Raw genomic sequence first — 23,178 nt, forward strand, 5'->3', positions numbered from 1 at the left:
GTCTTCCCGTCCGGTCGGGCGCATCTTCGCCGAGCCGTTCCGAGCACCTCGTTAATCGAACGACGGGAAATCAATCAGTGGCTGAAGTGGCAACATCCGCAGGAGCCAGGCGGCGTTGGTCGGCCGGCGTCGTCGGCCTCGCCCTCGCCGGTGCGGCGTTCGTCGCACCCGCTACCGTCGCTCAGGCCGCCCCCGCCGGGGACGGCGTGTACGACGCGGCCAGCGAGTCCGGGACCAGGAACCTGGACAGGCTGCCGAACCTGCACAAGGGCAAGCTGGAGCTGCCCTCGCCGGGCGCCAAGGGACCTCGGTTCCAGACCGGCACGGGTCCGTCGCCGCGCATCGTGAAGGGGGAGTTCGCCAGCGCGTCGGAGTTCCCCTACATCGTCGGCGTCGTGACCAGCTTCAAGTACGCCGGAGATTTCTACTGGTACTGGTGCACCGGCACGATCATCGCCCCCAACAAGGTGCTGACGGCCGCGCACTGCACCGCCGACGGCCCGGGCACCACCCGTGTCATCGCCGGTAACGACCAGCTGGTAGACAGCAACGGCAACATCCTCGACGGCAGCGGGTTCGTCGCCGAGGTCGGTTCCACCTGGACCCACCAGAGCTGGAACATCAGCGCGGTCTACAACGACCCGACGATCCCGATCAAGCACGACGTCTCGGTGCTGACGCTCAAGCAGAACCTGCCCGCCGAGTACACGCCGGTGACGCTGAGCACGCAGGGCGACTCGACGCCGTACCAGGAGGGCACGAGCGCGGTCATCGCCGGCTACGGCGTGACCGACTCGGACGAGACGAACCCGGACAGCCGGCTGCGCAAGGGGACCGTTCCCATGCGGTCCGACTCGGTCTGCAGCACCTACGGGTACGACCCGAACGCGATGACCTGCGCCGGGGCGGGCACGCCCAGCGTGCCGAGCACCGACACGTGCGGCGGCGACTCCGGTGGTCCGCTGATGGTCGGCGGCAAGCAGGTCGGCATCACGAGCTGGGGCTTCGAGCCGTGCGGCGAGAGCCCGGGCTACTACGTCCGGCTGAACAACTACGTGAACACGGTCAAGGAGGACCTGACCCGTCCGCCGCTGATCAACGCCGACTGGGCCGGTGACGGTCACACCGACCTCATCGCCCGGGACACCGCCGGCAACCTGAAGCTCTTCGAGGGCGCCGGGTTCGCCAACAACGGGTACGGCGGCTTCTACTACGCGCCGAAGCAGCTCAACTCGGGCTGGGGCAGCTTCAAGCGGGTCTTCCGCGTCTACAACTGGAACGGCGACAAGCGGCCGTCCATCATGGCGATGAAGACCACCGGTGAGCTGTACATCTACAACACCGACGGGGGCGGCAACCTCGTCGGTGGCGGCAAGCTGATCGGCACCGGCTGGGCGAACTTCACCGCGCTCATGGTGACGAACAACTGGATGGGCAACAACCGCCCGAGCCTGCTGGTCCGCAAGTCCAACGGTGACCTCATCCGCTACACCAGCAACGGTGCGGGCGGCTGGGAGAACCCGTCGGGCACCCGGATCGGCACCGGCTGGAACGGGTTCAACCTGTTCCTCACGCCGGGCGCCTGGAAGGGCGACGGGCTTGAGGTGATCATCGGTCGCACCTCGACCGGTTACCTCAAGATGTACCAGTCCGACGGCAAGGGCGGCTGGACCAACCCGGCCGGCACCCAGATCGGCAGCGGCTGGGGTGGCTTCAAGAGCATCATGACGCTGGGCGACTGGAACGGCGACAACATGATGGACATGCTGGGCGTCAACAGCAGCAACCAGATGCGGCTCTACACGACCAACGGCAAGGGCCAGTGGATCGACGCGAGCGGCAAGGTGATCTCCAGCGGCTGGGGCAGCTACAACCTGATCTTCTGATCAGGGAAGCCACTCCCGCGCAGTAACGAAGGGGCCCGCAACCGACCGGTTGCGGGCCCCTTTTCGTCCTGGTGTTGCGGCGGCCGGTCGCTCCCCCTCGCGGGGCGGCGACCGGCCGCGCCGGTCAGAGGATGGTCCAGGTGTCCCCGCTGGCGAGGAGACCGGCGAGCTGCTGCTCCGGGGTCTCGGTCACCGTCGCCCTCGCCGCGGAAAGCTGCCCCTGCACCACGCTGTCGTAGGACGGGCGGTCGACCGAGCGGAACACCCCGATCGGGGTGTTGCGCAGATCGAGGCCGGGCAGCCGGGACAGCGCGAAGGCGTACGCCGGGTCGGTGACCGTCGCATCGTGCACGACGATCTCCCCGGGGCTGACCGAGGCGGTCTCCCGGACCTCCAGGCCGAACCCGCCAGGCGGGTGCACGACGCAGAACTGCCCGTCCTTGCCGAACGTGATGGGCTGCCCGTGCTCCAGCCGGATCAGGTAGTCGTCCCGGGTGGCCGGCTCCTTGAGCTGGTCGAACGCCCCGTCGTTGAAGATGTTGCAGTTCTGGTAGATCTCCACGAACGCCGAGCCCTGGTGCTCCGCCGCGGCCCGCAGCACGGACTGGAGGTGCTTGCGGTCGGAGTCGATGGTGCGGCCCACGAAGGTGGCCTCGGCACCGAGGGCGAGCGAGAGCGGGTTGAACGGGGCGTCGGCGGAGCCGGCCGGCGTCGACTTCGTGACCTTGCCGACCTCGGAGGTCGGCGAGTACTGCCCCTTGGTCAGGCCGTAGATCCGGTTGTTGAACAGCAGGATCTTCAGGTTGACGTTGCGGCGCAGCGCGTGGATCAGGTGGTTGCCGCCGATGGAGAGGGCGTCACCGTCGCCGGTGACCACCCAGACCGACAGGTCGGGGCGGCTGGCCGACAGGCCGGTGGCGATCGCCGGGGCGCGGCCGTGGATCGAGTGCATCCCGTAGGTGTTCATGTAGTACGGGAAGCGGGACGAGCAGCCGATGCCGGAGACGAAGACGATCCGCTCGCGCGGGATGTTCAGCTCCGGCATGAACTGCTGGATGGCGGCGAGGATCGCGTAGTCGCCGCAGCCGGGGCACCAGCGCACCTCCTGGTCGGACTTGAAGTCCTTGGCGGTGAGCTTGAGGGCGACGGGCTCAGACATTCTTCAGGACCTCTTCCAGCATCGTCTCCAGCTCGTTGGCCGTGAACGGCAGGCCGCGGACCTGGTTGTAGCCGATCGCGTCGACCAGGTACTTGGCCCGGATCACGTGGGCGAGCTGGCCGAGGTTCATCTCGGGGACGACCACGCGGTCGTAGGAGCTCAGCACCGTGCCGAGGTTGGCCGGCATCGGGGCGAGGTGCCGCAGGTGCGCCTGGGCGATGGAGTGGCCGCGCTGGCGCAGGCCCCGGCACGCCGCGCCGATCGGCCCGTACGTCGAGCCCCAGCCGAGCACCAGCACCCGGGCGTCGCCGTTCGGGTCCTCGACCTCGACGTCGGGCACCGGGATCGTCTCGATCCGGGCCGCCCGGGTGCGCACCATGAAGTCGTGGTTCGCCGGGTCGTACGAGATGTCGCCGGTCTTGTCGGCCTTCTCCAGGCCGCCGATGCGGTGCTCCAGCCCGGGGGTGCCCGGGACGGCCCACGGCCGGGCCAGGGTCTCCGGGTCGCGCAGGTACGGCAGGAAGGTGGTGCCGTCCTCGCCGTTGGGCTTCGTGGCGAACTCGACCCGCAGGTCGGGCAGCGACTCGACGTCGGGCAGCAGCCACGGCTCGGAGCCGTTGGCGACGTAGTTGTCGGACAGCAGGATGACCGGGGTGCGGTAGGTCAGCGCGATCCGGGCCGCCTCGATGGCCGCGTGGAAGCAGTCCGCCGGCGACCGCGGCGCGATGACCGCCACCGGGGCCTCGCCGTGGCGGCCGTAGAGCGCCATGTTGAGGTCGGCCTGCTCGGTCTTCGTGGGCATGCCCGTGGAGGGGCCGGCCCGCTGCACGTCGACGATGACCAGCGGCAGCTCCAGCGCCACGGCGAGGGAGATCGTCTCGCTCTTGAGCGCCACGCCCGGGCCGCTGGTCGTGGTGACGCCGAGCGAGCCGCCGTAGGACGCGCCCAGCGCCGCGCCGACCGCCGCGATCTCGTCCTCGGCCTGCATGGTGAGCACGCCGAAACGCTTGTGCTTGCTCAGCTCGTGCAGGATGTCCGAGGCCGGGGTGATCGGGTAGGCGCCCAGGAAGACCGGCAGCCCGGAGCGCACGCCGGCGGCCACCAGGCCGAGTGACAGGGCCGCGTTGCCGGTGATGTTGCGGTAGGTGCCCGGTTGCATCTTCGCCGGCTTGACCTCGTAGCGGACCGCGAAGTCCTCGGTCGTCTCGCCGAAGTTCCAGCCGGCGCGGAACGCCGCGACGTTCGCCGCGACCAGCTCGGGGCGGGCGGCGAACTTGCGCTCCAGGAAGCGCAGCGTCGACTCGTAGGGCCGGTTGTACATCCAGGAGAGCAGGCCGAGGGCGAACATGTTCTTCGCCCGCTCGGCGTCCTTCTTGGACACGTCGTGCTCGGCGAGCGCGCCGACCGTCATCGACGTCAGCGCCACCGGGTGCACCACGTAGCCGGCGAGCGTGTCGTCCTCGAGCGGGTTCGCCTGGTAGCCGACCTTGGCCAGGTTGCGCTTGGTGAACTCGTCGGTGTTGACGATGATGTCCGCCCCGCGCGGCAGGTCGACGAGGTTGGCCTTGAGCGCCGCCGGGTTCATCGCCACCAGCACGTTCGGCGCGTCGCCGGGGGTCAGGATGTCGTAGTCGGCGAAGTGCACCTGGAAGCTCGACACGCCCGGCAGGGTGCCGGCGGGGGCCCGGATCTCCGCCGGGAAGTTCGGCAACGTGGAGATGTCGTTGCCCAGCTGCGCGGTCTCCGAGGTGAACCGGTCGCCGGTGAGCTGCATGCCGTCGCCGGAGTCGCCGGCGAACCGGATCACCACCCGGTCCAGTTGACGGATCTGCTTGGTCACGCCTGCACCTCGCTTCGCTGTGCGCGGTCGCGCGGGCGGCTGAACATGATGGTGACCTCGCCTAGCCCGGCCACGTGACCTCCTTGACGCACCGCTGCACCGGACCCGCGTGGGGCAGGCCCGGTCCGCCGTAGTTCCTCACCTGAGAGCCTACGTCGGATCGCCCTCCCAACTTTCTCGTAGGCCGCCCTCTGGGATGCGATCGGGCGGGGTTCCACACCGGTTTGCGGTGTTTCCGCCCGCCCGCCGTAATCCAGATCACCGGGGCACCCGTCGATCCGGGCCGGGCGGCCGGCTTCCCCGGGTCAGTCCGTCGGCGCGGGCGCCGTCGTCGGCTCCGGCACCGGGGCGTCCAGCCGCCGCCGCAGGGAGGTGGTGGCCAGCGTGAGGGCCAGCACCACCAGCAGCGTGGAGACGGCGATCAGGATGATCGCGGTCTGCCGCACCGAGCCGCCCCCGCCGGCGCGCAGGGCGGGGGAATCGGCGGCCAGCACGCCCTGCGACCCGGTCGGGGCGGGCGGCGAGGCCACCGGGGTGGCCAGGGCGGCGGCAGCGGTGATCCGGAAGCTCATCTGCACCTGCCGGGCCCGGCCGCTGCGCGGGTCGAGCTTGCCGCGCACCGCGCCGGCCAGCGGGGCCGTCCGCTGGGCCTCGGGCGTCGCGGACACCGGCAGCCGCAGGTGGGCGGCGCGGCCGGCGGGGACGGTGCCCAGGTCGCAGCGGGTCCGCGTCGGGCCGGCGGCGGTGCAGCCCGCCGGGGGCGCCGGCACGGTCACCCCGGCCGGCAGGACCACCTCGACCCGGCCGTCGGCGTCCACCCGGCCGGTGTTGCCCAGGCGTACGTCGAGCCTGCTCGCCCCGCCGCTGATGTCGAAGGCGACCTCGCCGGCCTCCAGCCTGATCCCGGGCACCGGCGGGCCGGGCGGGAAGAGCACGGCGAAGCCTTCGTCGTCGCGCGCCGGCTCCGCGCCGGGGGCGGTCGCGGTGACCTGGACGGAGCCGCTGAGGGGCATCTGCCGCCAGGCGTCGCCGGCCACGCGCACGCGGAGCAGGGTGCTGAACCGGGCACCCGGCGCGCTCGTCCACTCGCCGCAGCGGTGTGCCCCGTCGCCGACGTGGGCGCAGCCCCGGGTGCCGGCGTCGGTCAGCCCGGCCGGGAGCGTGTAGGCGAGCCGGATCCGGGCGGGCGCCGCCCCGGTGTTGGTGACGGTCACCCGCAGCGTGGTCACGGTGCTCGGCGCGTTCCAGTAGGCGGCGGTCAGGGTGATGTCGCCGGTGGTGACGCGGACCGCGGCCGGGGGAGCCGCCGGGCTGCCCGGGCCGGGCGCGCTCGGGCGCACCGGCGGCACCGGCGGCGCCGTCGGCGGCGCGCTGAGGGTCGGTGCGGCGGTGGTCGGCGCCGGTCCCTCCGGGGCCGTGGTCGTCGGGGTCGGCTCGCTCGTCCCGGCCGGCGGCGTGGACGCCGGCGGCGGAGAGGTGGTCGGCGGCGCCTCGCTGGGCACCGGTCCGGTCTCCGTCGGGTCCGCCGTCGACGGCTCCGCGCCGGGCTCGCCGACCGGGTCCGTGGCGGCGGTGGCGACCCGGGCGGCGGTGGGGGCCGCAGCCGCCCAGCCCGGCACCGCGGCGACCGTGAGCCCGACCGCGAGGGAGATCGCCAGCAGGGGAACGGTACGCCGGTCACCCGCCCGTCGGCCGGGCCGTACGTCCACGCGGGCCATCTGTCCTCCGTGACGATGAGTGAGGGTTCCAATGTTCGGCAACTGTTGTCCACTGGCACTAGTCCCGCCCGGAAACAAGTCCGTAACGCTCGGCCGGCCGCGCGGGGCGGTAGGCTGATCGACCGTGACCGGTTACCTGGGCTCGTACGCGACGCTCGGGCTCCTGCTGCTCGCCAGCGTCCTCTTCTTCGTTACGGCGTTCTCGGCCAATCGGGTGTTACGTCCTGCCCGTCCAGCCGATCCCTACGGCAAGCGGGCCAGCTACGAGTGCGGCCTCGACCCGGTCGGTGCCGACTGGGCGCAGATGCAGATCCGTTACTACGTGTACGCGTATCTCTACGTGTTGTTCGCCGTGGAGTCCGTGTTCCTCTTCCCCTGGGCGGTGGTCTTCGACCGGCCGGGGTTCGGGATGGTGACGGTCGTGGAGATGGCGGTCTTCGTCGCGGTGCTGGCGCTGGGCATCCTCTACGCCTGGCGGAAGAACATCCTGCGCTGGACCTGACCCGACCCCCCCGGGCGCCGGCGATCGTCCGGCTCCCACCGCCCGCGCCGGCCGCCGTGGTCGGGTCGGGCCGCGCGAGGTCGTCGTGGTCAGGCCAGGCCGCGCCGGGTCGCCGCGGGCGGGCGGTCACCGCGGATCGACGCGACCATGTCGAGCACCCGGCGGGTGGGGCGGACCTGGTGCGCCCGGAACACCCGGGCGCCCAGCCAGGCGGAGACGGCGGTGGCCGCCAGCGTCCCCTCCAGCCGCTCGGCCACCGGGAGGTCCAGCGTCTCGCCGACGAAGTCCTTGTTCGACAGGGCGACCAGCAGCGGCCAGCCGGTGTCGGTGAGCTCGTCGAGCCGGCGGGTGATCTCCAGCGAGTGACGGGTGTTCTTGCCGAAGTCGTGCGCCGGGTCGATCAGGATCCCGTCGGCCCGTACGCCCAGCCCGACCGCGCGCTCGGCGAGCCCGGTCACCGTCGCGACCACGTCGGCGACCACGTCGGGGAAGGCCGCCCGGTGCGGCCGGGTCCGGGGCGCCAGACCACCGGCGTGCGAGCAGACCAGCCCGGCGCCGGTCTCCGCCGCCACCCGGGCCAGGACCGGGTCGGCGCCGGACCAGGTGTCGTTGAGCAGGTCGGCGCCCGCGGCCACCGCCTCCGCCGCGACCTCGGCCCGCCAGGTGTCGATCGAGATCACCACGTCGGGGAAGGCGGCCCGGACGGCGGCTATGGTCGCCACCGTGCGCCGGATCTCCTCGGCGACGTCGACCTCGGCGCCCGGGCCGGCCTTGACCCCGCCGATGTCGATGATCTCGGCGCCCTCCTCGACCGCCCGCTCCACGGCGCGCAGCGCGCTGTCCTGGGCGAAGGTCGCGCCCCGGTCGAAGAACGAGTCCGGCGTCCGGTTGACGATCGCCATCACCACCAGCTCGCCCGGGCCGAACGTCCGCCCACCGAGCCGAAGCGCCCCGGCCATACCGCCTCCTGAAAGGTCCGCGCCGTCGTCCCGTCCCCGTCGCCGGCCGATCACGACGCTATCCGGTCCGCCGCCGCCGGGCCCGGTCGGTCGTCGCCGTGTCGTCGCGCTCGCTCCGCCCGTCGCCGCCGCCCGCCGGGCCGGCGCCCCGGTTCCGGTGCGCCGGTGGGGTGGTGGGGTCGCTCCGGCCCCTTCGACATGCCACGATCTGTGCATGGATCAGGTTCTGCTCCTGCTTGTCGTCGCGCTGACCGTCGCGGCCGTGGTGTTCGGTGTGACCGTGCTGGTCACCGGCCGGGATCCCGGCCTGACGCCGGCCGAGCCGGACGGGCGCGCCGTGCCGCTGCCGGCCACCCGCCCGCTCCGCGAGGCCGACGTGGGTGAGGTCCGGTTCGACACGGCGCTGCGCGGCTACCGGATGGACCAGGTCGACCAGGCGATGCGCCGGGCGGCCTACGACATCGGCTACAAGTCCGAGCTCGTCGGCGTGCTGGAGGCGGAGGTCGCCGCGCTGCGCGAGGGGCGGACCGCGGACGCCGACGCCCTGCGCCGCGCCCGGGAGCAGGCGGCCGGGACGACCGCCGCCGAGGCGTCGCCGCAGGCACGGGGGGCGGTGCCGGTCGGGGCCGACCGGCCGGACGCCGCCGGGAACCGGGACCTGGTCGTCGAGCCGATCCCCGCGTTCGTAGACCCGGGCACCGCCCCGGCGACGGGTGACGCGCCGCCGGCCGGGTCGACCGGGTGGGCGGCGTCGGCTCCGGGCGCCGACTCCACCGGGCGCCCCGACGACGCACCCGCCGCCCCGGCGGGCGGCGACGGCACCGGGGACCGGACCGGCCGCGTCGCCGCCGGGGAAGAACCACGTGAGTCCCGGCGCGAGGACCTGACCGGCGGCGACGACCGGGCGATGTCACCGTCGGGCGACGACCGGGTGACGGCACCTTCGGGCGACGACGAGTCGACGGCGCCGGCAGGCGACGCCGGGCGGCAGGGGCCGGTGGTCCGGTCGGAGTCGGCGTGACCGGGCCCGTGGGCGGCGACAACCTGCGCGAGGCGGCACAGCCCGGCGCGGGCGAGGTCACCGCCACGGTGATCGTCGACGCGCCGGCGGAGCGGGTCTTCGCGGCGCTGACGGCCTGGGAGCGGCAATCGGACTGGATCCCGTTCACCACCGTCCGCGTGGTCGAGGGGGACGGCGGCGAGGGCAGCCTCGTCGAGGCGGTCACCGCGCTCGGCCCGGCCGTGCTGCGCGACGAGATGCGGGTGGTCCAGGTGGACGCGCCCTACGAGGTCCGCGTGGTGCACTGCGGAAAGCTGCTGCGCGGCCCCGGCGTGCTGCGCTGCACACCGCTGGCGCGGGACCGCACCCAGGTGGTCTGGCACGAGTGGTTCCACCTGCCCGGCGGCCCGGCCGGCCGGGTGACCTGGCCGGTGCTGTGGCCCGGCTCGAAGTTCGGCCTGACCCAGGCGCTGAAGAAGTTCGGCCGGCTGGTCGAGCAGGGCCGGCTGCCCTGACCGTCGGCGTTTGCGTGATCGACTCGACATCCCTGACAGTCGGGGCGTCGACCTGGCCGGGACGCCCCGATCTCATTGACCTCGGCCTGACCGAGCCGTCCCCGCGGTGCGCGACGGACGCCGGAAGGGGGCCGCAGGCGACGGGGCCGTCGGGCCCGTGCCCTAGCGTGGACGCGTGACTGACCTGGTGATCGGCGCCGACGGGCTGCCGCGCTGCGGCTGGGGGACCAGCACCCCGGACTACGCCGCCTACCACGACACAGAGTGGGGCCGTCCCCTGCACGGCGACGACGAGCTCTACGAACGGATCACGCTGGAGGCGTTCCAGTCGGGGCTGTCCTGGCTGACCATCCTCCGCAAGCGCCCGGCGTTCCGGCTGGCCTTCGACGAGTTCCGGATCGAGACGGTGGCCGGCTACGGCGAGGCCGACGTGGCCCGGCTGCTCGCCGACGCCGGCATCGTCCGCAACCGGGCCAAGATCGAGGCGGCGATCGCCAACGCCCGGGCGGCGCTGGAGTTGCCCGAGGGGCTCTCCGCGCTGCTCTGGTCCTTCGCCCCACCGCCCCGACCGGCCCGGCCCACGTCCTTCGCGCAGGTGCCCGCGCTGACCACCGAGTCCACCGCGATGGCCAAGGCGCTCAAAAAGCGCGGCTTCCGGTTCGTCGGCCCCACCACGGCCTACGCGCTGATGCAGGCCACCGGGATGGTCGACGACCACCTTGCGGGCTGCCACGTCGTGGCGGCGCGGGCGGCGTGATGGGATGGAGGCCATGACGACCGACACCGCGCACCGGGTGGACGGGGCGGCCCACGCCGACGGCACGGGAGCCTGGGCCGTGCTGCTGCCCGGCGGGCGCTACGAGGCCGAGCGGCTCGTCCACCACGACACGCTCGAACTGACCGGCCTGGCCGACGCCGACCGGCCCCGCCCCGGCGACCGGGTGGCGGTGCTGGCCGACGAGCCGCCCCGGCTGGTGGCGCTGGGTCGGGTCGCCGCGGCCAGCGGCCAGGAGCGGGAGGACCCGGAGGATCCGCTCTCCGACCGGGGCGAGGCGCCGCTGGTGGTGGCGTACACCCGGCGGGCCTTCGACGAGCCGGTGCCGGCCGAGGCGGTGGCGCTCGACGGGCCCCTGACCGCGCTCGACCCGACGGTGTTCCGGGAGTTGGCCGACAAGCTCGGCCCGCCGCCGCAGCGGCGTTCCTGGCTGGTCAGCCTCGACCTGCCGATCGAGGCCGCCTCGCCCGCCGAGGCGGTCCGGCTGTTCTGGGCGTACGTGCAGGAGCTGGGGCCGCGTGAGCTGCCCGCCTTCGTCTCTCCCTCCGGCGACGAGCTGGCCATGCAGGCGTTCGTGCTCGGCGCGGAGGCCAACCAGGATCCGGAGGAGGACGACTGACCTGACCGGGCGACGTCACCGCGACGGCGCCGGGCCGGGGCGGTTGCGCCGATGCCGGGCCACCCGGGCGGTCGCGACGCGACGCCCGGGCGGAGCCGGAGGCGTCAGCGGCCCTCGAAGACCGGCTTCTGCTTGTTGACGAAGGCGACGGTGGCGGCCTGGTGGTCGACGGTGCCCCCGCAGATCGCCTGCGCCTGCGCCTCGGCGGCGAGGGCGTCGGCGAGGGTGCCCGCGTCGGCGATGGAGAGCTGCCGCTTGATCGCCCCGTACGCGACGGTCGGGCCGGCGGCCAGCCGGGCGGCCAGCTCCTGTGCGGTCGGCAGCACCTGCTCGTCGTCCACCACCAGGCGGTTGAGCAGCCCGAGCTGACAGGCCTCCGCCGCGTGCACCGGCTCGGCCAGCATCAGCAGCTCGACCGCCTTGGCGTGGCCGACCAGCCTGGGCAGCGTCCAGGAGGCGCCGGTGTCGGCGGCGAGTCCGACCCTGGCGAAGGCCATCAGGAAGCTGGTCGACGGCCCGCCGATGCGGATGTCGGCCAGGAAGGCGAGCGAGGCGCCCGCCCCGGCGGCCATCCCCCGCACCGCCGCGACCACCGGCTTCGGCAGGTTGGCCAGCCGGGCGGCGATCGGGTTGTAGTGCGCCCGGACGGTGTGCAGCGGGTCGCCGTCGTTGGACTCCAGCGTCTGCACGTGCTCGCGCAGGTCCTGGCCGGCGCTGAACGACTGGCCCGCACCGGCGAGCACCACGGCCCGGCAGGAGCGGTCGGTCTCCAGCTCCGCCAGGGTGTCCCGCAGCGCTTCCTTGAGCGCCACGTCGAGCGCGTTCATCGCCGTCGGGCGGTTCAGCGTCAGGGTGACGACGGCGTCGGTGCGGTCGACGAGCAGGGGCTCGGTCACGTCTCACGACCCTTCTGTCGGGCGAGGCGGTTGCCGGCGTCGAGGCACTGCTCGACGTACCGGTCGGCGGCCGGCCGCAGCCGGGCCGCGTGCCGGTCGAAGAAACTGGCCGCGGCGGTGCCGGGCCAGCGTTCGGGCAGCAGCGCCGGCGGCAGCTGCGGGTCCCGGAAGAGGAAGGTACGCCACGCGTGCACGAGCCGGAACCGGGCGGCGTACGCCTCCTCGTCCTGGCTGCGTACGGTGACGCCGGCCAACAGCGGCCGCTGCTCGGCGACGAACTGCTCGTACGCCTGGCCGATCTCGGTCAGGTTCCAGGCGCGGCGCACGACGCCCATCGCGCCGGGGGTGCCGGAGGTGTGCGCGGCGGTGAACCGTTCGTAGCGCACGCCCGCCTCGTCGAGCAGCACGTCCACGTCCTCGCCGGGGCGGGTGGCCACCCAGGTGCAGTCGTCCAGGGCCCCGTAGCCGAGGAAGGTCAGGTTGGCGGCGAGGCGTTGGCGTTCCCGCCGCGCGGCGGGTGCCTCCAGCACCAGCAGGTCGAACCGGCCGTCCCAGGTGATCCGGCCGGTCCGGTAGATCCGGGCGGCTGCCTCGTCCAGTCGGCGGGCGGCTTTCGGTGTGATCGAATATCCCGGGCCGGAGGTGAGCCGGCACGGGTCCAGCCACCCCTGGCGGACCATCCGGGAGACCGCCGTACGCACGGCGGGCGGGGCGATCCCGAGCGGCGCCAGCAGCTTGACCAGGGCGGCGACGGGTGCCCGGCCGCCCCTCGCCCGGAGGTGGTCGCCGTACAGGTCGAAGAGTGCCGACCGTGCCTGCATGACCGCACATTGTGACAGGCCTTCTCAGGATAAGCTAGATGCTGTTACATCAATGCTGCTTCGGTTTGGGTCCGGCGGTGTTCATCAGGGAAAATCGTTGGTCGACACCCCCGCGTACGTTGCGGGTGGTCAAGACGAAGTGGCTGTGGGGCAACCCACCGACCCTGGTGTAGGTCTGAGGGGAGACAACATGGCGGCGATGAAGCCGCGGACGGGCGACGGTCCGCTGGAAGTCACCAAGGAGGGCCGGGGCATCGTCATGCGGGTCCCGCTGGAGGGCGGTGGCCGGCTCGTCGTCGAGATGACTCCCGACGAGGCCAACGCGCTCGGTGACGCGCTCAAGGCGGCTGCCGGCTGACCGAGGAGCGGTCCGCGCGCCCGCGCGGGCGTTTCGTCAACCCCTGAGCCACCGGCCCTGCCGGTGGCTCAGGGTCTTCATTCCCCGCGGAGCCCGGCTCCGCGAGCTTTCCTGGAGGTACGGCTCCGCGTGCTCGCCATTCGTCTGCTCGTCGAGCCGCAACGGCCCGACGTCCTCGTGCTGCCCGTGCGGCCCGCCGCGGCCGACGACGCCCCGGCCCGGCCGGTCCCGACCGACGTGGCGCTGCCCGACGGCGTGGCCGAGGAGACCGCCGCCCTGGTCCCGGCCGCGCGCGCGACCGGGCGGCCCGGCGAGGTCCAGGCGCACCTCCGGCCCGGGCGCGACCCCGGCCGCCTGCTGCTGCTCGGGATCGGCGAGGGCGACGAGGCGGAATGGCGGACGGCCGGCGCGGCGCTCGCCCGGGCCGCCAGGGATGAGACGCGCGTCACTCTGGTCATGCCGGCCGGGGCCACCCCGGCGGCCGTACGCGGGCTCGTCGAGGGGCTGCTGCTGGCGTCGTACCGGTTCCGGCTGACCGAGGCGGGCGCCGCCGCGGCGCTGGCCGGGGTCGACGTCGTGGTGGCCGACCCGGACGCGCACGCGCGGGCCGTGGCGGCTGCCGGCACGACCGCCCGGATGACCAGGTTCGCCCGCGACCTCACCAACACCCCGTCGTCGGTCAAGAACCCGGAGTGGTTCGCCGGCCAGGTCGCGCTCGCCGCGGCCGAGGTCGACGTGCCGGACCTGCACCTGCGGGTACGCGGCCCGGAGGAGCTGTCGGCGGAGGGCTTCGGCGGGATCCTCGCGGTCGGCGGCGGCTCGGCCAGCGCCCCGCGCCTGGTCGAGCTGGACTGGCGACCGGCCGGCGCGCGTACGCACGTGGTGCTGGTGGGCAAGGGGATCACCTTCGACACCGGCGGCATCTCGATCAAGCCGGTGCCGGCGATGAAGCTGATGCGCAAGGACATGGCCGGTGCGGCGGCGGTGGTCGCGGCCACCCTCGGCGCGGCGGCGTTGCGCCTGCCCGTCCGGGTCACCACGCTCGCGCCGCTGGCGGAGAACATGCTCAGCGGCTCGGCGTTCCGCCCCGGCGACATCGTCCGCCACTACGGCGGCACGACCAGCGAGACCACCAACTCCGACGCCGAGGGGCGGCTGGTCCTCGCCGACGCGCTCGCCTACGCCGTCGCCGAGCTCAAGCCCGACCTGCTGGTGGACCTCGCCACGCTGACCGGGGCGAACGCGGTCGCGCTGGGCAAGCGGATGGGCGCGCTCTACAGCGAGAACGACGGGCTCGCCGCCGACGTGCTGGCCGCGATCGGGGCCGCCGGCGAGGCGGCCTGGCGGATGCCGCTGCCCGCCGACTACACCGAGCACCTCGGCAGCGATCTGGCCGACCTGCACAGTTCGCCGGACCGGGGCGCGGGCTCGGTGATGGCCGCCCTCTACCTGCGGGAGTTCACCGGCGAGCTGCGCGACCGGTGGCTGCACGTGGACATGTCCGCGCCGTCGTGGGCCGAGGGCGACGACGCCGAGCTGACCAAGGGCGCGACCGGCTGGGGCGTACGCTCGCTGCTGCGCTGGCTGGGGACGCTGGGCTGACCGCCGGGCGGCGCCGGCCCCGGCGGGCCGGCGCCGGCGTCAGCACTTGACGGCGGCGAGCAGCCCGTGGCCGACCGGCAGCAGCGCCGGGGTCCAGTGTTCCGACTCCCGGACCGCCTTGATCGTCTCGCGGATGGTGACCGTCTCGACGTCCCGGGCGGCGGGGTCGGCGATCCGGCCGTCGGCCAGCATGCCGTTGAGCGCCAGCACGCCGCCGGGCCGCAGCAGCCGCAGCGCCGCGTCCACGCAGGCGGCGAACCCGGTCGACTCGGCGTCCACGAAGACCAGGTCGTACGCGCCGTCGGCGAGGCGGGGGAGCACGTCCAGCGCCCGGCCGGTGATGATCCTGGTCCGGCCGGCGGCGAAGCCCGCCTCGGCGAAGATCCGGCGGGCGATGCGCTGGTGCTCCACCTCCACGTCGATGGTGGTGAGTACGCCGTCGGCGCGCATGCCGCGCAGCAGCCAGACCCCGCTGACCCCGGTGCCGGTGCCGATCTCCACCACGGCGCGGGCGCTGCCGGCGGCGGCGAGCAGCCGCAGCGCCGCGCCGGCGCCGGGGGTGACCGCGTCGAGGCCGACCTCCCGGGCCAGGCTGCGGGCGGTGCGCAGTACGAGGTCCTCGGTCACGTAGGACTCGGCGAACTGCAGGGCCTGGGTCGTCGAACTGCCGGAACCGGCGACCGTGGCGATGGGACACCTCCGGGCGGCGCGAGTGGTGCGGGGCGGGTGGGCACTGTGAGCCTAGAGGCGACGTCGAACGGACGCAGCCGCGCGTCCGCCACCCGACGATCACGGCCGGCAACCGGTGACTGAGTCCGTGGCATCCGTGTAATCCTGGAAGCGGTATTCCGTCGATCGCGACCGGGCGGCCCCCTCGCCGGTTCCGTGGCGCGCGGGATCCGGGGAAGGACTGGGAGGCACCGACGTGACCGACGGCTGGGACTGGCGCCAGCCCGGGGGGACTCCGGCACCGGCGCGACCGCCGGGGCCCGGGTACCCGCCGGCGGGGCCGCCACCGGCGCTCCAGGGCGCCGCGGGCGGCACGACATCGCCGTGGTGGTCCGACGCGCTCGCCGACCCGTGGCGCGACCCGGCCGCGCCGGCCGCCGTGGTGCTGCCGGCCGCCCCGAGCCCCGGCACCGAGCCCGAGCCGGTCAGCGACCCGGACGCACCGGGCCGGCCGACGCTGCGCCAGCTCCTGCTCATCCCGCTGATCACCGCGCTGCTCGCGGGCAGCCTCGGCGGCGCCCTCGGGTACGCCTTCGCGGTGCGCGGCGGCGCCGGGGGCGGGCCGGTGCTCGGCGCCGACCCCCAGGCCCCCGGCCTGGCCCAGCGCCGGCCCGAGTCGCTCGCCGGGGTCGCCGAGCGGGTGCTGCCCAGCGTGGTGACCGTCCGGGTGGCCAGCCTCGGCGGCACCAGCGAGGGCTCCGGCTTCGTCGCCAGCGCCGACGGGCACGTGATCACCAACGATCACGTGGTGGCGGGAGCGACCGGCGGCAAGGCGTCGGTGATCTTCAACGACGGCAGCTCGGCCCCGGCCACCGTGGTCGGGCAGGACCCGGAGTCCGACATCGCGGTGATCAAGGTCTCCCGGGCGGGCCTGCGCCCGGTCGAGTTCGGCGACTCGGACGCGCTGGCCGTGGGCGACCCGGTGCTGGCCATCGGGTCGCCGCTCTCGCTGGCCAACACGGTCACCGCCGGCATCGTCAGCGCGCTGGACCGGACGATGCAGGCCGGCGAGCCGGGCGGCCCCACGCGTTACTACGCGGCGATCCAGACCGACGCGGCGGTCAACCACGGCAACTCCGGCGGCCCGTTGGTCGACGGGGCCGGCCGGGTGATCGGCGTCAACTCGACGATCAAGTCGCTGGTCTCGGACGGGCAGGAGGCGGGCAACATCGGCCTCGCCTTCGCCATCCCGATCAACCAGGCCAAGCGGGTCACCCAGGACATCATCGGCACCGGCAAGGCCCGGCGGACGGTCATCGGCGCCCAGGTGGGCGGGCAGGGCGCGGGCGCCGGCGGGGCTGGCGTACGCCTCGCGGCCGTCGAGCCGTCCGGGCCGGCGGCCGGCGCGGGGCTGAGGGCCGGCGACGTGATCCTCAAGCTCGCCGGGCGGCCGATGACCGAGCCGACCGACCTGATCGCCCTGGTGCGGAAGTTCGCGCCGGGTTCGGTGGTGACGGTGGAGTACCGCCGGGGCTCCGACCGGCAGAACGCCTCAGTGACGCTGGCCGCAGACGCCAAGTAGCAGCCGGTCACCCCCTCCCCGCGCGGCGTCCGACGTGCGTAGTCTTGCTGCTGACGCGGAGAGGAGGCCCGTGCAGTGTTCGACAACCTGAACTGGTGGGAGATCGGTGGGCTGCTGCTCCTGGCGCTGCTGATCTTCGGCGACCGGCTGCCCGCCGTGATCAGTGACGGCCTGCGGATGGTGCGCAACCTGCGCAAAATGGCCCACAGTGCCACCACGGACCTCAGCCGGGAGTTGGGCACCGACATCCAGCTGGAGGATCTGCACCCCAAGGCGTTCATCCGCAAGCACCTGCTCAGCGAGGAGGACGAGCAGGCGATCCGGAAGCCGCTGCAGGGCGTCTACGACAACCTGCGCGCGGACGTCACCGGCGTGCACAACGAGCTGAAGGACGTCGCCTCCGCAGCGGACCTGCGGTCGAAGGGCACCCGCCCGAGCACCACCACCGGCGGCGCGCCGGCCCCCGCCCCCCGCGTCAGCTACGACGACGCCACCTGAGACCCCGCGCCCACCGCTTCGGCCTGACCAGCGCCCCCGACCTGCCCGGGCATCGTTGCGACGGGGTGCCGGGCCCGGCGGACCGGCCCGACGCCCGCGGGTCGCCGGGCCGGTGCCACGCCGTACGCCTCGTGGGAACGGCGACGGGGCGGCGCTCCGGGGGAACGCCGCCCCGGTCGGGTGGCGACAGCGCCGGCGGGGCCGGCGGGCGGATCAGCGGCCGGCGGGCTTGAGACCCAGCGGCTTGCCGAGCAGCGACTCCCGCCGCAGGGCGAGCCGGTCGGCGACCTGGCCCAGCGCCTTCGCGGCCGGCGACTCCGGCTCGGCCAGCACGATCGGCGTGCCCTCGTCACCGGCCTCGCGGACCCGGGTGTCGAGCGGCACCTGCCCGAGCAGCGGCACCTGCGCGCCGATGGTCTTCGTCAGCGACTCGGCGACCGTCTGGCCGCCGCCCGCGCCGAAGACCTCCATCCGCGAGCCGTCCGGCAGCTCCAGCCAGGACATGTTCTCGATGACGCCGACGACGCGCTGGTGCGTCTGCAGGGCGATCGCGCCGGCCCGCTCCGCCACCTCGGCGGCGGCGGTCTGCGGCGTCGTGACGACCAGGATCTCGGAGTTGGGCAGCAGCTGGGCCAGCGAGATGGCCACGTCGCCGGTGCCCGGGGGCAGGTCGAGCAGGAGCACGTCCAGGTCGCCCCAGTAGACGTCGGCGAGGAACTGCTGCAACGCCCGGTGCAGCATCGGGCCGCGCCACACCACGGCGGCGTTGCCGGCGGTGAACATGCCGATCGAGATGACCTTCACGCCGTGCGACTGCGGCGGCATGATCATGTCCTCGACGCGGGTCGGGCGGCCGTCCGCGCCGAGCATCCGGGGCACCGAGTGGCCGTAGATGTCCGCGTCGACCACGCCGACGGAGAGCCCGCGGGCGGCCAGCGCCGCGGCCAGGTTGACCGTCACGCTGGACTTGCCGACGCCGCCCTTGCCGCTGGCGACCGCGTACACCCGGGTGCGGGAGCCCGGCTGGGCGAACGGGATGACCGGTTCCTGGGAGGCGCCGCCGCCACGCAGCTTCGCCTGGAGCTCCTGGCGCTGCTCGGGGCTCATCACACCGAACTCGATCTCCACGCCGGTCACCCCGGGCACCGCGCCGACCGCCGCCGTGATGTCCGCGCGCAGCTTGTCCTTCAGCGGGCAGCCGGCGACGGTGAGCAGCAGCTCGACCCGTACGACGCCGTCGTCGCCGACCTCGGCGGAGCGGACCATGCCCAGCTCGGTGATGGGCCGGCGGATCTCCGGGTCGTTGACGGTGGCCAGCGCGGCCTGGATCGCGTCGGAGACGGTGCTGACGGGTGCTGACATGCCCGCAATGCTACGTCGGGGGTGACCCCGCGCCGCCGCCAGCGGGGCCCGGTGTGAGCGAATCGATGACGGCGGTTGGGGGTGGACCGCCCACGGCGCGAAAAGGGACGATCAACGCGAACGCCGCCCGCCCGGCCCCCCGGGGCGGGCGGCGTCTCACGCGTCCCGGGCCTCCGGCCGGCCGTCCCGGGCCCAGTCGCCGTCCAGGTCGTCGCGGGGCTCGTCGAGCCCGCCCCCGCCCTGCTCGAGCTGCGTGGACCGCTCCTGGTGGCGGCGCTCCAACCGCTGCCGGCGCTGGCTCGCCTCGTCCAGCTCCTCGGCCAGCCGGGCCAGCTCCGAGCGGAGGAAGTCCCGGGTCGCCACCTCGCCCATCGCGTTGCGCAGCGCGGCGATCTCCCGCGCCAGGTACTCCGTGTCGGCCTTCTGCATGGTCGCCCGCCGGCGGTCCTCCTCCAGCGCCACCCGGTCCCGGTCCGCCTGGCGGTTCTGCGCCAGCAGGATCAGCGGGGCCGCGTAGCTGGCCTGGAGGGACAGCACCAGGGTCAGGAACGTGAAGGTGTACGGGTCGAAACGCAGGTGCGCCGGGGCCAGGGTGTTCCAGCCGAACCAGAGCGCGATCACGACCGTCATGTAGACGATGAAGTTCGCCGTCCCCATGCCCCGGGCGATGCCCTCCGACCACCGCCCGAACGCCTCCGGGTCGAACCGGGGCAGCTTGACGCCCCGGGGCTCGCGTGGCTGGTCGAGCCGCGGCGCCCGTCGCTGGTCAGCCATCCGCGCCGCCCACCGGCTCGGTGGCGGCCGGGCTCGCGGCGGCGTCCCGGTCCCGCCAGTCCCGGGGGAGCAGGTGGTCCAGCACGTCGTCGACCGTGACCGCGCCCACCAGCCGGTTGTTGCGGTCGACCACCGGCATGGCCACCAGGTCGTACGTGGCCATCCGGCGGGTGATCTCCGGCAGCGGGGTGGTGGCCCGCAGCGGGTCGATGTCGTTGACCACCACCCCGCCGAGCAGGTCGGCCGGCGGTTCGCGGAGCAGCCGCTGGAAGTGCACCATGCCGAGGTAGCGGCCGGTCGGGGTGGTCATCGGCGCCCGGGACACGAAGACCTGCGCGGCGATCGCGGGCGACAGCTGCGGCTCCCGGATCCGGGCCAGGGCCTCGGCGACCGTGGCGTCGGGCGGCAGGATCACCGGCTCGGAGGTCATCACGCTGCCCGCCGTGCCGGGCGTGTACTTGAGCAGCTGACGCACCGGGTCGGCCTCGTCCGGCTGCATCAGGTCGAGCAGCACGTCCTGCTCCGGGGGCGGCAGCTCGCTGAGCAGGTCGGCCGCGTCGTCGGGGTCCATCTCCTCCAGGACGTCCGCGGCCCGCTCCCGGTCCAGCGCGGCCAGGATCTCCACCTGGTCGTGCTCCGGCAGCTCGCTCAGCACGTCCGCCAGGCGCTCGTCGTCGAGTGCGGCGGCGACCTCGTTGCGCCGGGCGTCGGGCAGGTCCTGGAGGGCGTTGGCGAGGTCGGCCGGGCGCATGTCCTCCAGCACCGCGAGCAGGTTGGCGGTGCCCCGGCTGTCGGCGATGCCGCTGAGCCCGCGTACCCGCTCCCACTCGACCTGGTGCAGGTGACCCCGGCGGCTCAGCCGGCCCGTCTGCTCGCGTACGGCCACCCGGGTCAGCGACCACTCGCCGCCCCGGCTGCACTCCATCGCCACGTCGACCACCGAGCCCGGCTGCCCGCCCGGCTCGACCTGCACCCGCCGGTCGAGCAGCTCCTGGAGCACGAGCAGCTCGTTCGGGCGCTTCTCGAAGCGCCGCAGGTTGAGCGTGCCGCTGCCGAGCACGACCGCGTCGGCGTCGATGGAGGTGATCCGGTTGATGGAGAGGAAGATGCGCCGCCGCATCGGCATCTCGGCGACCAGCCCGACCACCTCCGGTGGGCGCTGCGTCGGCCGCAGCCGGGCCACCGCGTCGCGGACCCGGCCCACCTGGTCACCGTTGGGGTCGAAGACGGCGACCCCGGCGAGCCGGGCGATGTAGATCCGGGTCGGCGTGCTCACGGGCACCAGCCTAAGCGCCTAGTGTTTATCAACATGTCGACCTTGGCCTACGAGATCGTGGACGTCTTCACCGACCGCCCGTTCGCCGGCAACCCGCTGGCCGTGGTGTTCGGCGCCGAAGCGCTGGCCACCGAGCAGATGCAGGCGCTCGCGTGTGAGTTCAACCTCTCCGAGACGGTGTTCGTGCTCCCGCCCACTCAGGTCGGCGCCACCTACCGGGCCCGCATCTTCACCCCGGCCGAGGAACTGCCCTTCGCCGGGCATCCCAGCGTCGGCGCGGCGGTGACCGCCAGCCGCCGGGGACTGTTCCCGGCGGGGCAGGTCACCCAGGAGTGCGGCGCGGGCGTGCTTCCGATCGAGGTGACCGCGACCGGGGCCACGCTGACCGGCGGCGTCCCCACCCTCGGCCCCGAGCTGGACCCGGAGCCGCTGCTGGAGATGGCCGGCCTGACGGCGGACGACCACGTCGGCCCGGCGCCCCGGGTGGCCGGCTGCGGGCTGGAGTTCCCGTACCTCCCGGTCCGCCCGGACGCGGTGGCCCGCGCCACGGTGAACGCGGCGGCGGCACAGCGGTACGGAGTGGAGCACGTCAGCGTCTTCTCCTGGGACGCCGCCGCGCAAACCGCGCACGCCCGGGTCTTCGTTCCCGGGCTGGGCGTGCCGGAGGACCCGGCCACCGGCTCGGCCGCCCTGGGCCTCGGGGTGTGGCTGGTCGCCAGCGGCCTGCTCCCCGCCGACGGGCGCGCGGAGTACACCGTCCACCAGGGCATCGAGATCAACCGGCCGTCCGTGCTGGCCTGCACGGTGACCGCCGCCGGCGGCCAGGCGGTGGGCGCCACCGTGGCCGGCCACGTCATGCCGGTGGCCCGGGGCGAGATCATGGTCCCCCCGTTCGTCGGCTGACCTGCGCGATCCGTGCCGCCACGGCCACCGGCCACGCGGCCGGACGCCGGGCGGCGCTGACGGGACGGGGGCGGGTGCGGGAGGATGCCGGTGTGACCGACGCGGACCGGACCAGCACGCCGCTGGTCGACGAGGCGATGAAGAAGGCCGCCGTGGCGTGGGTGAGCGTGCCCGGTGGGCCGGCGCTCGCTCTCTGGTGCGTCCCCCTGGAGGGGGCGCTCTTCGTGGTCAGCGGCCCGGGGGAGCAGTCCGCGCCGGGGCTGGCCGACGCCACCGACGCCCAGGTCACCCTGCGCGGCGACCACGGCGGGCGGATCGTCACCTGGCCGGCCCGGGTGAGCCGCCTCGTGCCGGGCACCGAGCACTGGGAGAGCACGGCCCCGCTGGTGGCCGCGAAGCGGCTCAACGCGCCCGGGCCGACCACCGAGCTGGTTGACCGCTGGGCGGCCGACGGCTGCGCGGTGAATCGGTTGGCCCCGGCCGGGGAGCCGCTCGCCGGCGCCGCGCTGCCCGCGGGCTCGCTGGCCGAGGTGCCCCGGGAGGCGCCGGTGGTCCGGGCGATCCGCAAGCCGTTCCGCCTGCACCGGGTCCGCCGCCGCTGAAACCGGGCCGGTCACGTCGTGGGCCGCGGGCACGGCCGGGTCAGGAGAGGCAGCCCGCCGGCACGGGTGGCCCCGTCGACACGGATGCCCCCGCCGGCACGGGTGCCGCCGCCGGGGTCGGCGTGCCCGCCGGCGTCGGCGACCGGTCGACCAGGTCGACCACCTCGTCGAGCGAGCGCAGCACCGGCCCGCGCCAGGCCGCGTCGGCGTTGAACACCATGTGCTCGGCCAGGTCCGGCGCGGCCAGCCGCACCGCGGTCATGCCGGCCCGCTCCGCCCCGGTCAGCTCCTGGCTGCCGCCGTCGCCCACGTAGAGGCAGTCCGCCGCGGCCACGCCGAGCCGCCCGCACGCCGCCTGGTAGAGCGCCAGGTCCGGCTTGCAACGCCCGACCTGCACCGAGAAGACCCGCACGTCGAGCAGCGGGGCGACCGGCAACTGCGGCAGGAACGCCGGCAGCTCGTGGGTGCAGTCGCTGATCACCCCGGTTCGCAGGCCGCGCCGGCGCAGCGCGGCCAGCGTGGGCACCGCCTCGTCGCGCAGCCGCGTGTCGGCGCGTACGGCCCGGTGGCGGGAGGCCACCGCCGACCGGACCGCGTCGTCCGAGGGGTGCACGCCGGCCTGCTCGCAGACCCAGCGCAGAGTCGCCTCGGCGTTGCCGTACCGGCCGCAGGCCCGCTCGTAGAAGGTGCGGTCGAGCACGTCGACGAGCGTGCGGGGCGGGCAGCCGAGCAGCTCGGCGGTCGACCGGTGCGCCGCGCCCCGCTGCACGGAACGGGTCAGCGTGCCGAAGAAGTCGAACAGCACCGCCTGGTAGGTGGGCATGGGAGCGCCTCCGGGCGGTCGAGGGGGTCGCCGGCGCGG

At 74.3% G+C, this 23,178-nt stretch carries 23 protein-coding genes; 12 read left to right on the plus strand and 11 right to left on the minus strand.

Features of this window, described 5'->3' with window-relative positions; translation table 11 throughout:
• The first annotated feature begins 86 nt into the window (after positions 1-86).
• On the plus strand, positions 87-1,886 hold the full coding sequence (locus ACGF5G_RS02155; RefSeq protein ID WP_393258134.1) for a trypsin-like serine protease: 1,800 nt from the start codon (positions 87-89) through the stop codon (positions 1,884-1,886).
• A gap of 124 nt (positions 1,887-2,010) precedes the next feature.
• On the opposite strand, the gene ACGF5G_RS02160 is transcribed toward ACGF5G_RS02155, so the two are convergent.
• From ACGF5G_RS02160 to ACGF5G_RS02170, 3 genes are all read right to left on the minus strand, one after another.
• On the minus strand, positions 2,011-3,045 hold the full coding sequence (locus tag ACGF5G_RS02160) for a 2-oxoacid:ferredoxin oxidoreductase subunit beta (protein ID WP_393258137.1): 1,035 nt from the start codon (positions 3,043-3,045) through the stop codon (positions 2,011-2,013).
• Positions 3,038-4,885 carry a 2-oxoacid:acceptor oxidoreductase subunit alpha gene (locus tag ACGF5G_RS02165; protein ID WP_393258139.1) on the minus strand — a complete coding sequence of 616 codons (1,848 nt, stop codon included), beginning with the start codon at positions 4,883-4,885 and terminating at the stop codon, positions 3,038-3,040. The genes ACGF5G_RS02160 and ACGF5G_RS02165 overlap by 8 nt, the downstream gene beginning before the upstream one ends.
• 305 nt (positions 4,886-5,190) lie before the next feature.
• The gene (locus ACGF5G_RS02170; protein WP_393258141.1) at positions 5,191-6,603 is read right to left on the minus strand and encodes a hypothetical protein; all 1,413 of its coding nucleotides are present in this window, start codon (positions 6,601-6,603) and stop codon (positions 5,191-5,193) included.
• A 124-nt stretch (positions 6,604-6,727) separates the two neighbouring features.
• On the opposite strand from ACGF5G_RS02170, the gene ndhC reads away from it, so the two are divergent.
• Complete coding sequence (gene ndhC, locus ACGF5G_RS02175; protein ID WP_350678128.1) at positions 6,728-7,105, plus strand: NADH-quinone oxidoreductase subunit A; 378 nt, start codon at positions 6,728-6,730, stop codon at positions 7,103-7,105.
• Positions 7,106-7,194: 89 nt separating this feature from the next.
• On the opposite strand, the gene folP is transcribed toward ndhC, so the two are convergent.
• Entirely contained in the window at positions 7,195-8,064 is an 870-nt protein-coding gene (gene folP, locus ACGF5G_RS02180; RefSeq protein ID WP_393258144.1) for a dihydropteroate synthase, read from the minus strand.
• Positions 8,065-8,278: 214 nt separating this feature from the next.
• On the opposite strand from folP, the gene ACGF5G_RS02185 reads away from it, so the two are divergent.
• From ACGF5G_RS02185 to ACGF5G_RS02200, 4 genes are all read left to right on the plus strand, one after another.
• Positions 8,279-9,085 (plus strand): DivIVA domain-containing protein, encoded by an 807-nt coding sequence (locus ACGF5G_RS02185; RefSeq protein WP_393258147.1) that lies wholly within the window; start codon positions 8,279-8,281, stop codon positions 9,083-9,085.
• Positions 9,082-9,579, plus strand: coding sequence for an SRPBCC family protein (locus ACGF5G_RS02190; protein WP_357693976.1), 498 nt, complete (start codon positions 9,082-9,084; stop codon positions 9,577-9,579). Before ACGF5G_RS02185 ends, ACGF5G_RS02190 begins: the two co-directional genes overlap by 4 nt.
• A 175-nt stretch (positions 9,580-9,754) precedes the next feature.
• Complete coding sequence (locus ACGF5G_RS02195; protein WP_393258149.1) at positions 9,755-10,336, plus strand: DNA-3-methyladenine glycosylase I; 582 nt, start codon at positions 9,755-9,757, stop codon at positions 10,334-10,336.
• A 13-nt stretch (positions 10,337-10,349) separates the two neighbouring features.
• Positions 10,350-10,973 (plus strand): hypothetical protein, encoded by a 624-nt coding sequence (locus tag ACGF5G_RS02200; RefSeq protein ID WP_393258152.1) that lies wholly within the window; start codon positions 10,350-10,352, stop codon positions 10,971-10,973.
• 104 nt (positions 10,974-11,077) lie between these two features.
• Here the strand turns inward: ACGF5G_RS02200 and ACGF5G_RS02205 are convergent, their stop codons facing one another.
• Together ACGF5G_RS02205 and ACGF5G_RS02210 are read right to left on the minus strand one after the other, a co-directional pair.
• Positions 11,078-11,869 (minus strand): enoyl-CoA hydratase-related protein, encoded by a 792-nt coding sequence (locus ACGF5G_RS02205; protein ID WP_357693983.1) that lies wholly within the window; start codon positions 11,867-11,869, stop codon positions 11,078-11,080.
• Positions 11,866-12,690 (minus strand): PaaX family transcriptional regulator C-terminal domain-containing protein, encoded by an 825-nt coding sequence (locus ACGF5G_RS02210; protein WP_393258155.1) that lies wholly within the window; start codon positions 12,688-12,690, stop codon positions 11,866-11,868. The genes ACGF5G_RS02205 and ACGF5G_RS02210 overlap by 4 nt, the downstream gene beginning before the upstream one ends.
• A gap of 190 nt (positions 12,691-12,880) precedes the next feature.
• Between ACGF5G_RS02210 and ACGF5G_RS02215 the strand changes: the two genes are divergently transcribed.
• Both ACGF5G_RS02215 and ACGF5G_RS02220 read left to right on the plus strand, forming a co-directional pair.
• Positions 12,881-13,048: a DUF3117 domain-containing protein gene (locus ACGF5G_RS02215; protein WP_007455245.1), complete on the plus strand. Its 168-nt coding sequence runs from the start codon at positions 12,881-12,883 to the stop codon at positions 13,046-13,048.
• 129 nt (positions 13,049-13,177) lie between these two features.
• Positions 13,178-14,650, plus strand: coding sequence for a leucyl aminopeptidase family protein (locus ACGF5G_RS02220; protein WP_393258157.1), 1,473 nt, complete (start codon positions 13,178-13,180; stop codon positions 14,648-14,650).
• 39 nt (positions 14,651-14,689) lie between these two features.
• Here ACGF5G_RS02220 and ACGF5G_RS02225 read toward each other — a convergent pair whose 3' ends face one another.
• Positions 14,690-15,277 carry an O-methyltransferase gene (locus tag ACGF5G_RS02225; RefSeq protein WP_357693991.1) on the minus strand — a complete coding sequence of 196 codons (588 nt, stop codon included), beginning with the start codon at positions 15,275-15,277 and terminating at the stop codon, positions 14,690-14,692.
• A gap of 298 nt (positions 15,278-15,575) precedes the next feature.
• On the opposite strand from ACGF5G_RS02225, the gene ACGF5G_RS02230 reads away from it, so the two are divergent.
• Both ACGF5G_RS02230 and ACGF5G_RS02235 read left to right on the plus strand, forming a co-directional pair.
• Positions 15,576-16,901, plus strand: coding sequence for a S1C family serine protease (locus ACGF5G_RS02230; protein WP_393258160.1), 1,326 nt, complete (start codon positions 15,576-15,578; stop codon positions 16,899-16,901).
• A 75-nt stretch (positions 16,902-16,976) separates the two neighbouring features.
• Positions 16,977-17,399: a preprotein translocase subunit TatB gene (locus ACGF5G_RS02235; RefSeq protein WP_393258163.1), complete on the plus strand. Its 423-nt coding sequence runs from the start codon at positions 16,977-16,979 to the stop codon at positions 17,397-17,399.
• 213 nt (positions 17,400-17,612) lie between these two features.
• Here ACGF5G_RS02235 and ACGF5G_RS02240 read toward each other — a convergent pair whose 3' ends face one another.
• The 3 genes from ACGF5G_RS02240 to ACGF5G_RS02250 form a co-directional block, all read right to left on the minus strand.
• On the minus strand, positions 17,613-18,761 hold the full coding sequence (locus ACGF5G_RS02240) for an Mrp/NBP35 family ATP-binding protein (RefSeq protein ID WP_393258165.1): 1,149 nt from the start codon (positions 18,759-18,761) through the stop codon (positions 17,613-17,615).
• Positions 18,762-18,917: 156 nt separating this feature from the next.
• Positions 18,918-19,535 carry a DUF1003 domain-containing protein gene (locus ACGF5G_RS02245; RefSeq protein ID WP_393258168.1) on the minus strand — a complete coding sequence of 206 codons (618 nt, stop codon included), beginning with the start codon at positions 19,533-19,535 and terminating at the stop codon, positions 18,918-18,920.
• On the minus strand, positions 19,528-20,811 hold the full coding sequence (locus ACGF5G_RS02250) for a magnesium transporter MgtE N-terminal domain-containing protein (protein WP_350701507.1): 1,284 nt from the start codon (positions 20,809-20,811) through the stop codon (positions 19,528-19,530). The genes ACGF5G_RS02245 and ACGF5G_RS02250 overlap by 8 nt, the downstream gene beginning before the upstream one ends.
• A 33-nt stretch (positions 20,812-20,844) precedes the next feature.
• On the opposite strand from ACGF5G_RS02250, the gene ACGF5G_RS02255 reads away from it, so the two are divergent.
• Together ACGF5G_RS02255 and ACGF5G_RS02260 are read left to right on the plus strand one after the other, a co-directional pair.
• Positions 20,845-21,714, plus strand: a complete 870-nt coding sequence (locus tag ACGF5G_RS02255; protein ID WP_393258171.1) for a PhzF family phenazine biosynthesis protein — start codon at positions 20,845-20,847, stop codon at positions 21,712-21,714.
• A gap of 92 nt (positions 21,715-21,806) precedes the next feature.
• Positions 21,807-22,316, plus strand: coding sequence for a hypothetical protein (locus ACGF5G_RS02260; protein ID WP_393258174.1), 510 nt, complete (start codon positions 21,807-21,809; stop codon positions 22,314-22,316).
• Between the two features lie 40 nt (positions 22,317-22,356).
• Here ACGF5G_RS02260 and ACGF5G_RS02265 read toward each other — a convergent pair whose 3' ends face one another.
• The gene (locus tag ACGF5G_RS02265; RefSeq protein WP_393258177.1) at positions 22,357-23,139 is read right to left on the minus strand and encodes an HAD family hydrolase; all 783 of its coding nucleotides are present in this window, start codon (positions 23,137-23,139) and stop codon (positions 22,357-22,359) included.
• Positions 23,140-23,178 lie beyond the last annotated feature (39 nt).

It is taken from the genome of Micromonospora sp. NPDC047730, from assembly GCF_043204765.1.
In the GTDB taxonomy this organism is placed as follows: Bacteria; Actinomycetota; Actinomycetes; order Mycobacteriales; family Micromonosporaceae; genus Micromonospora.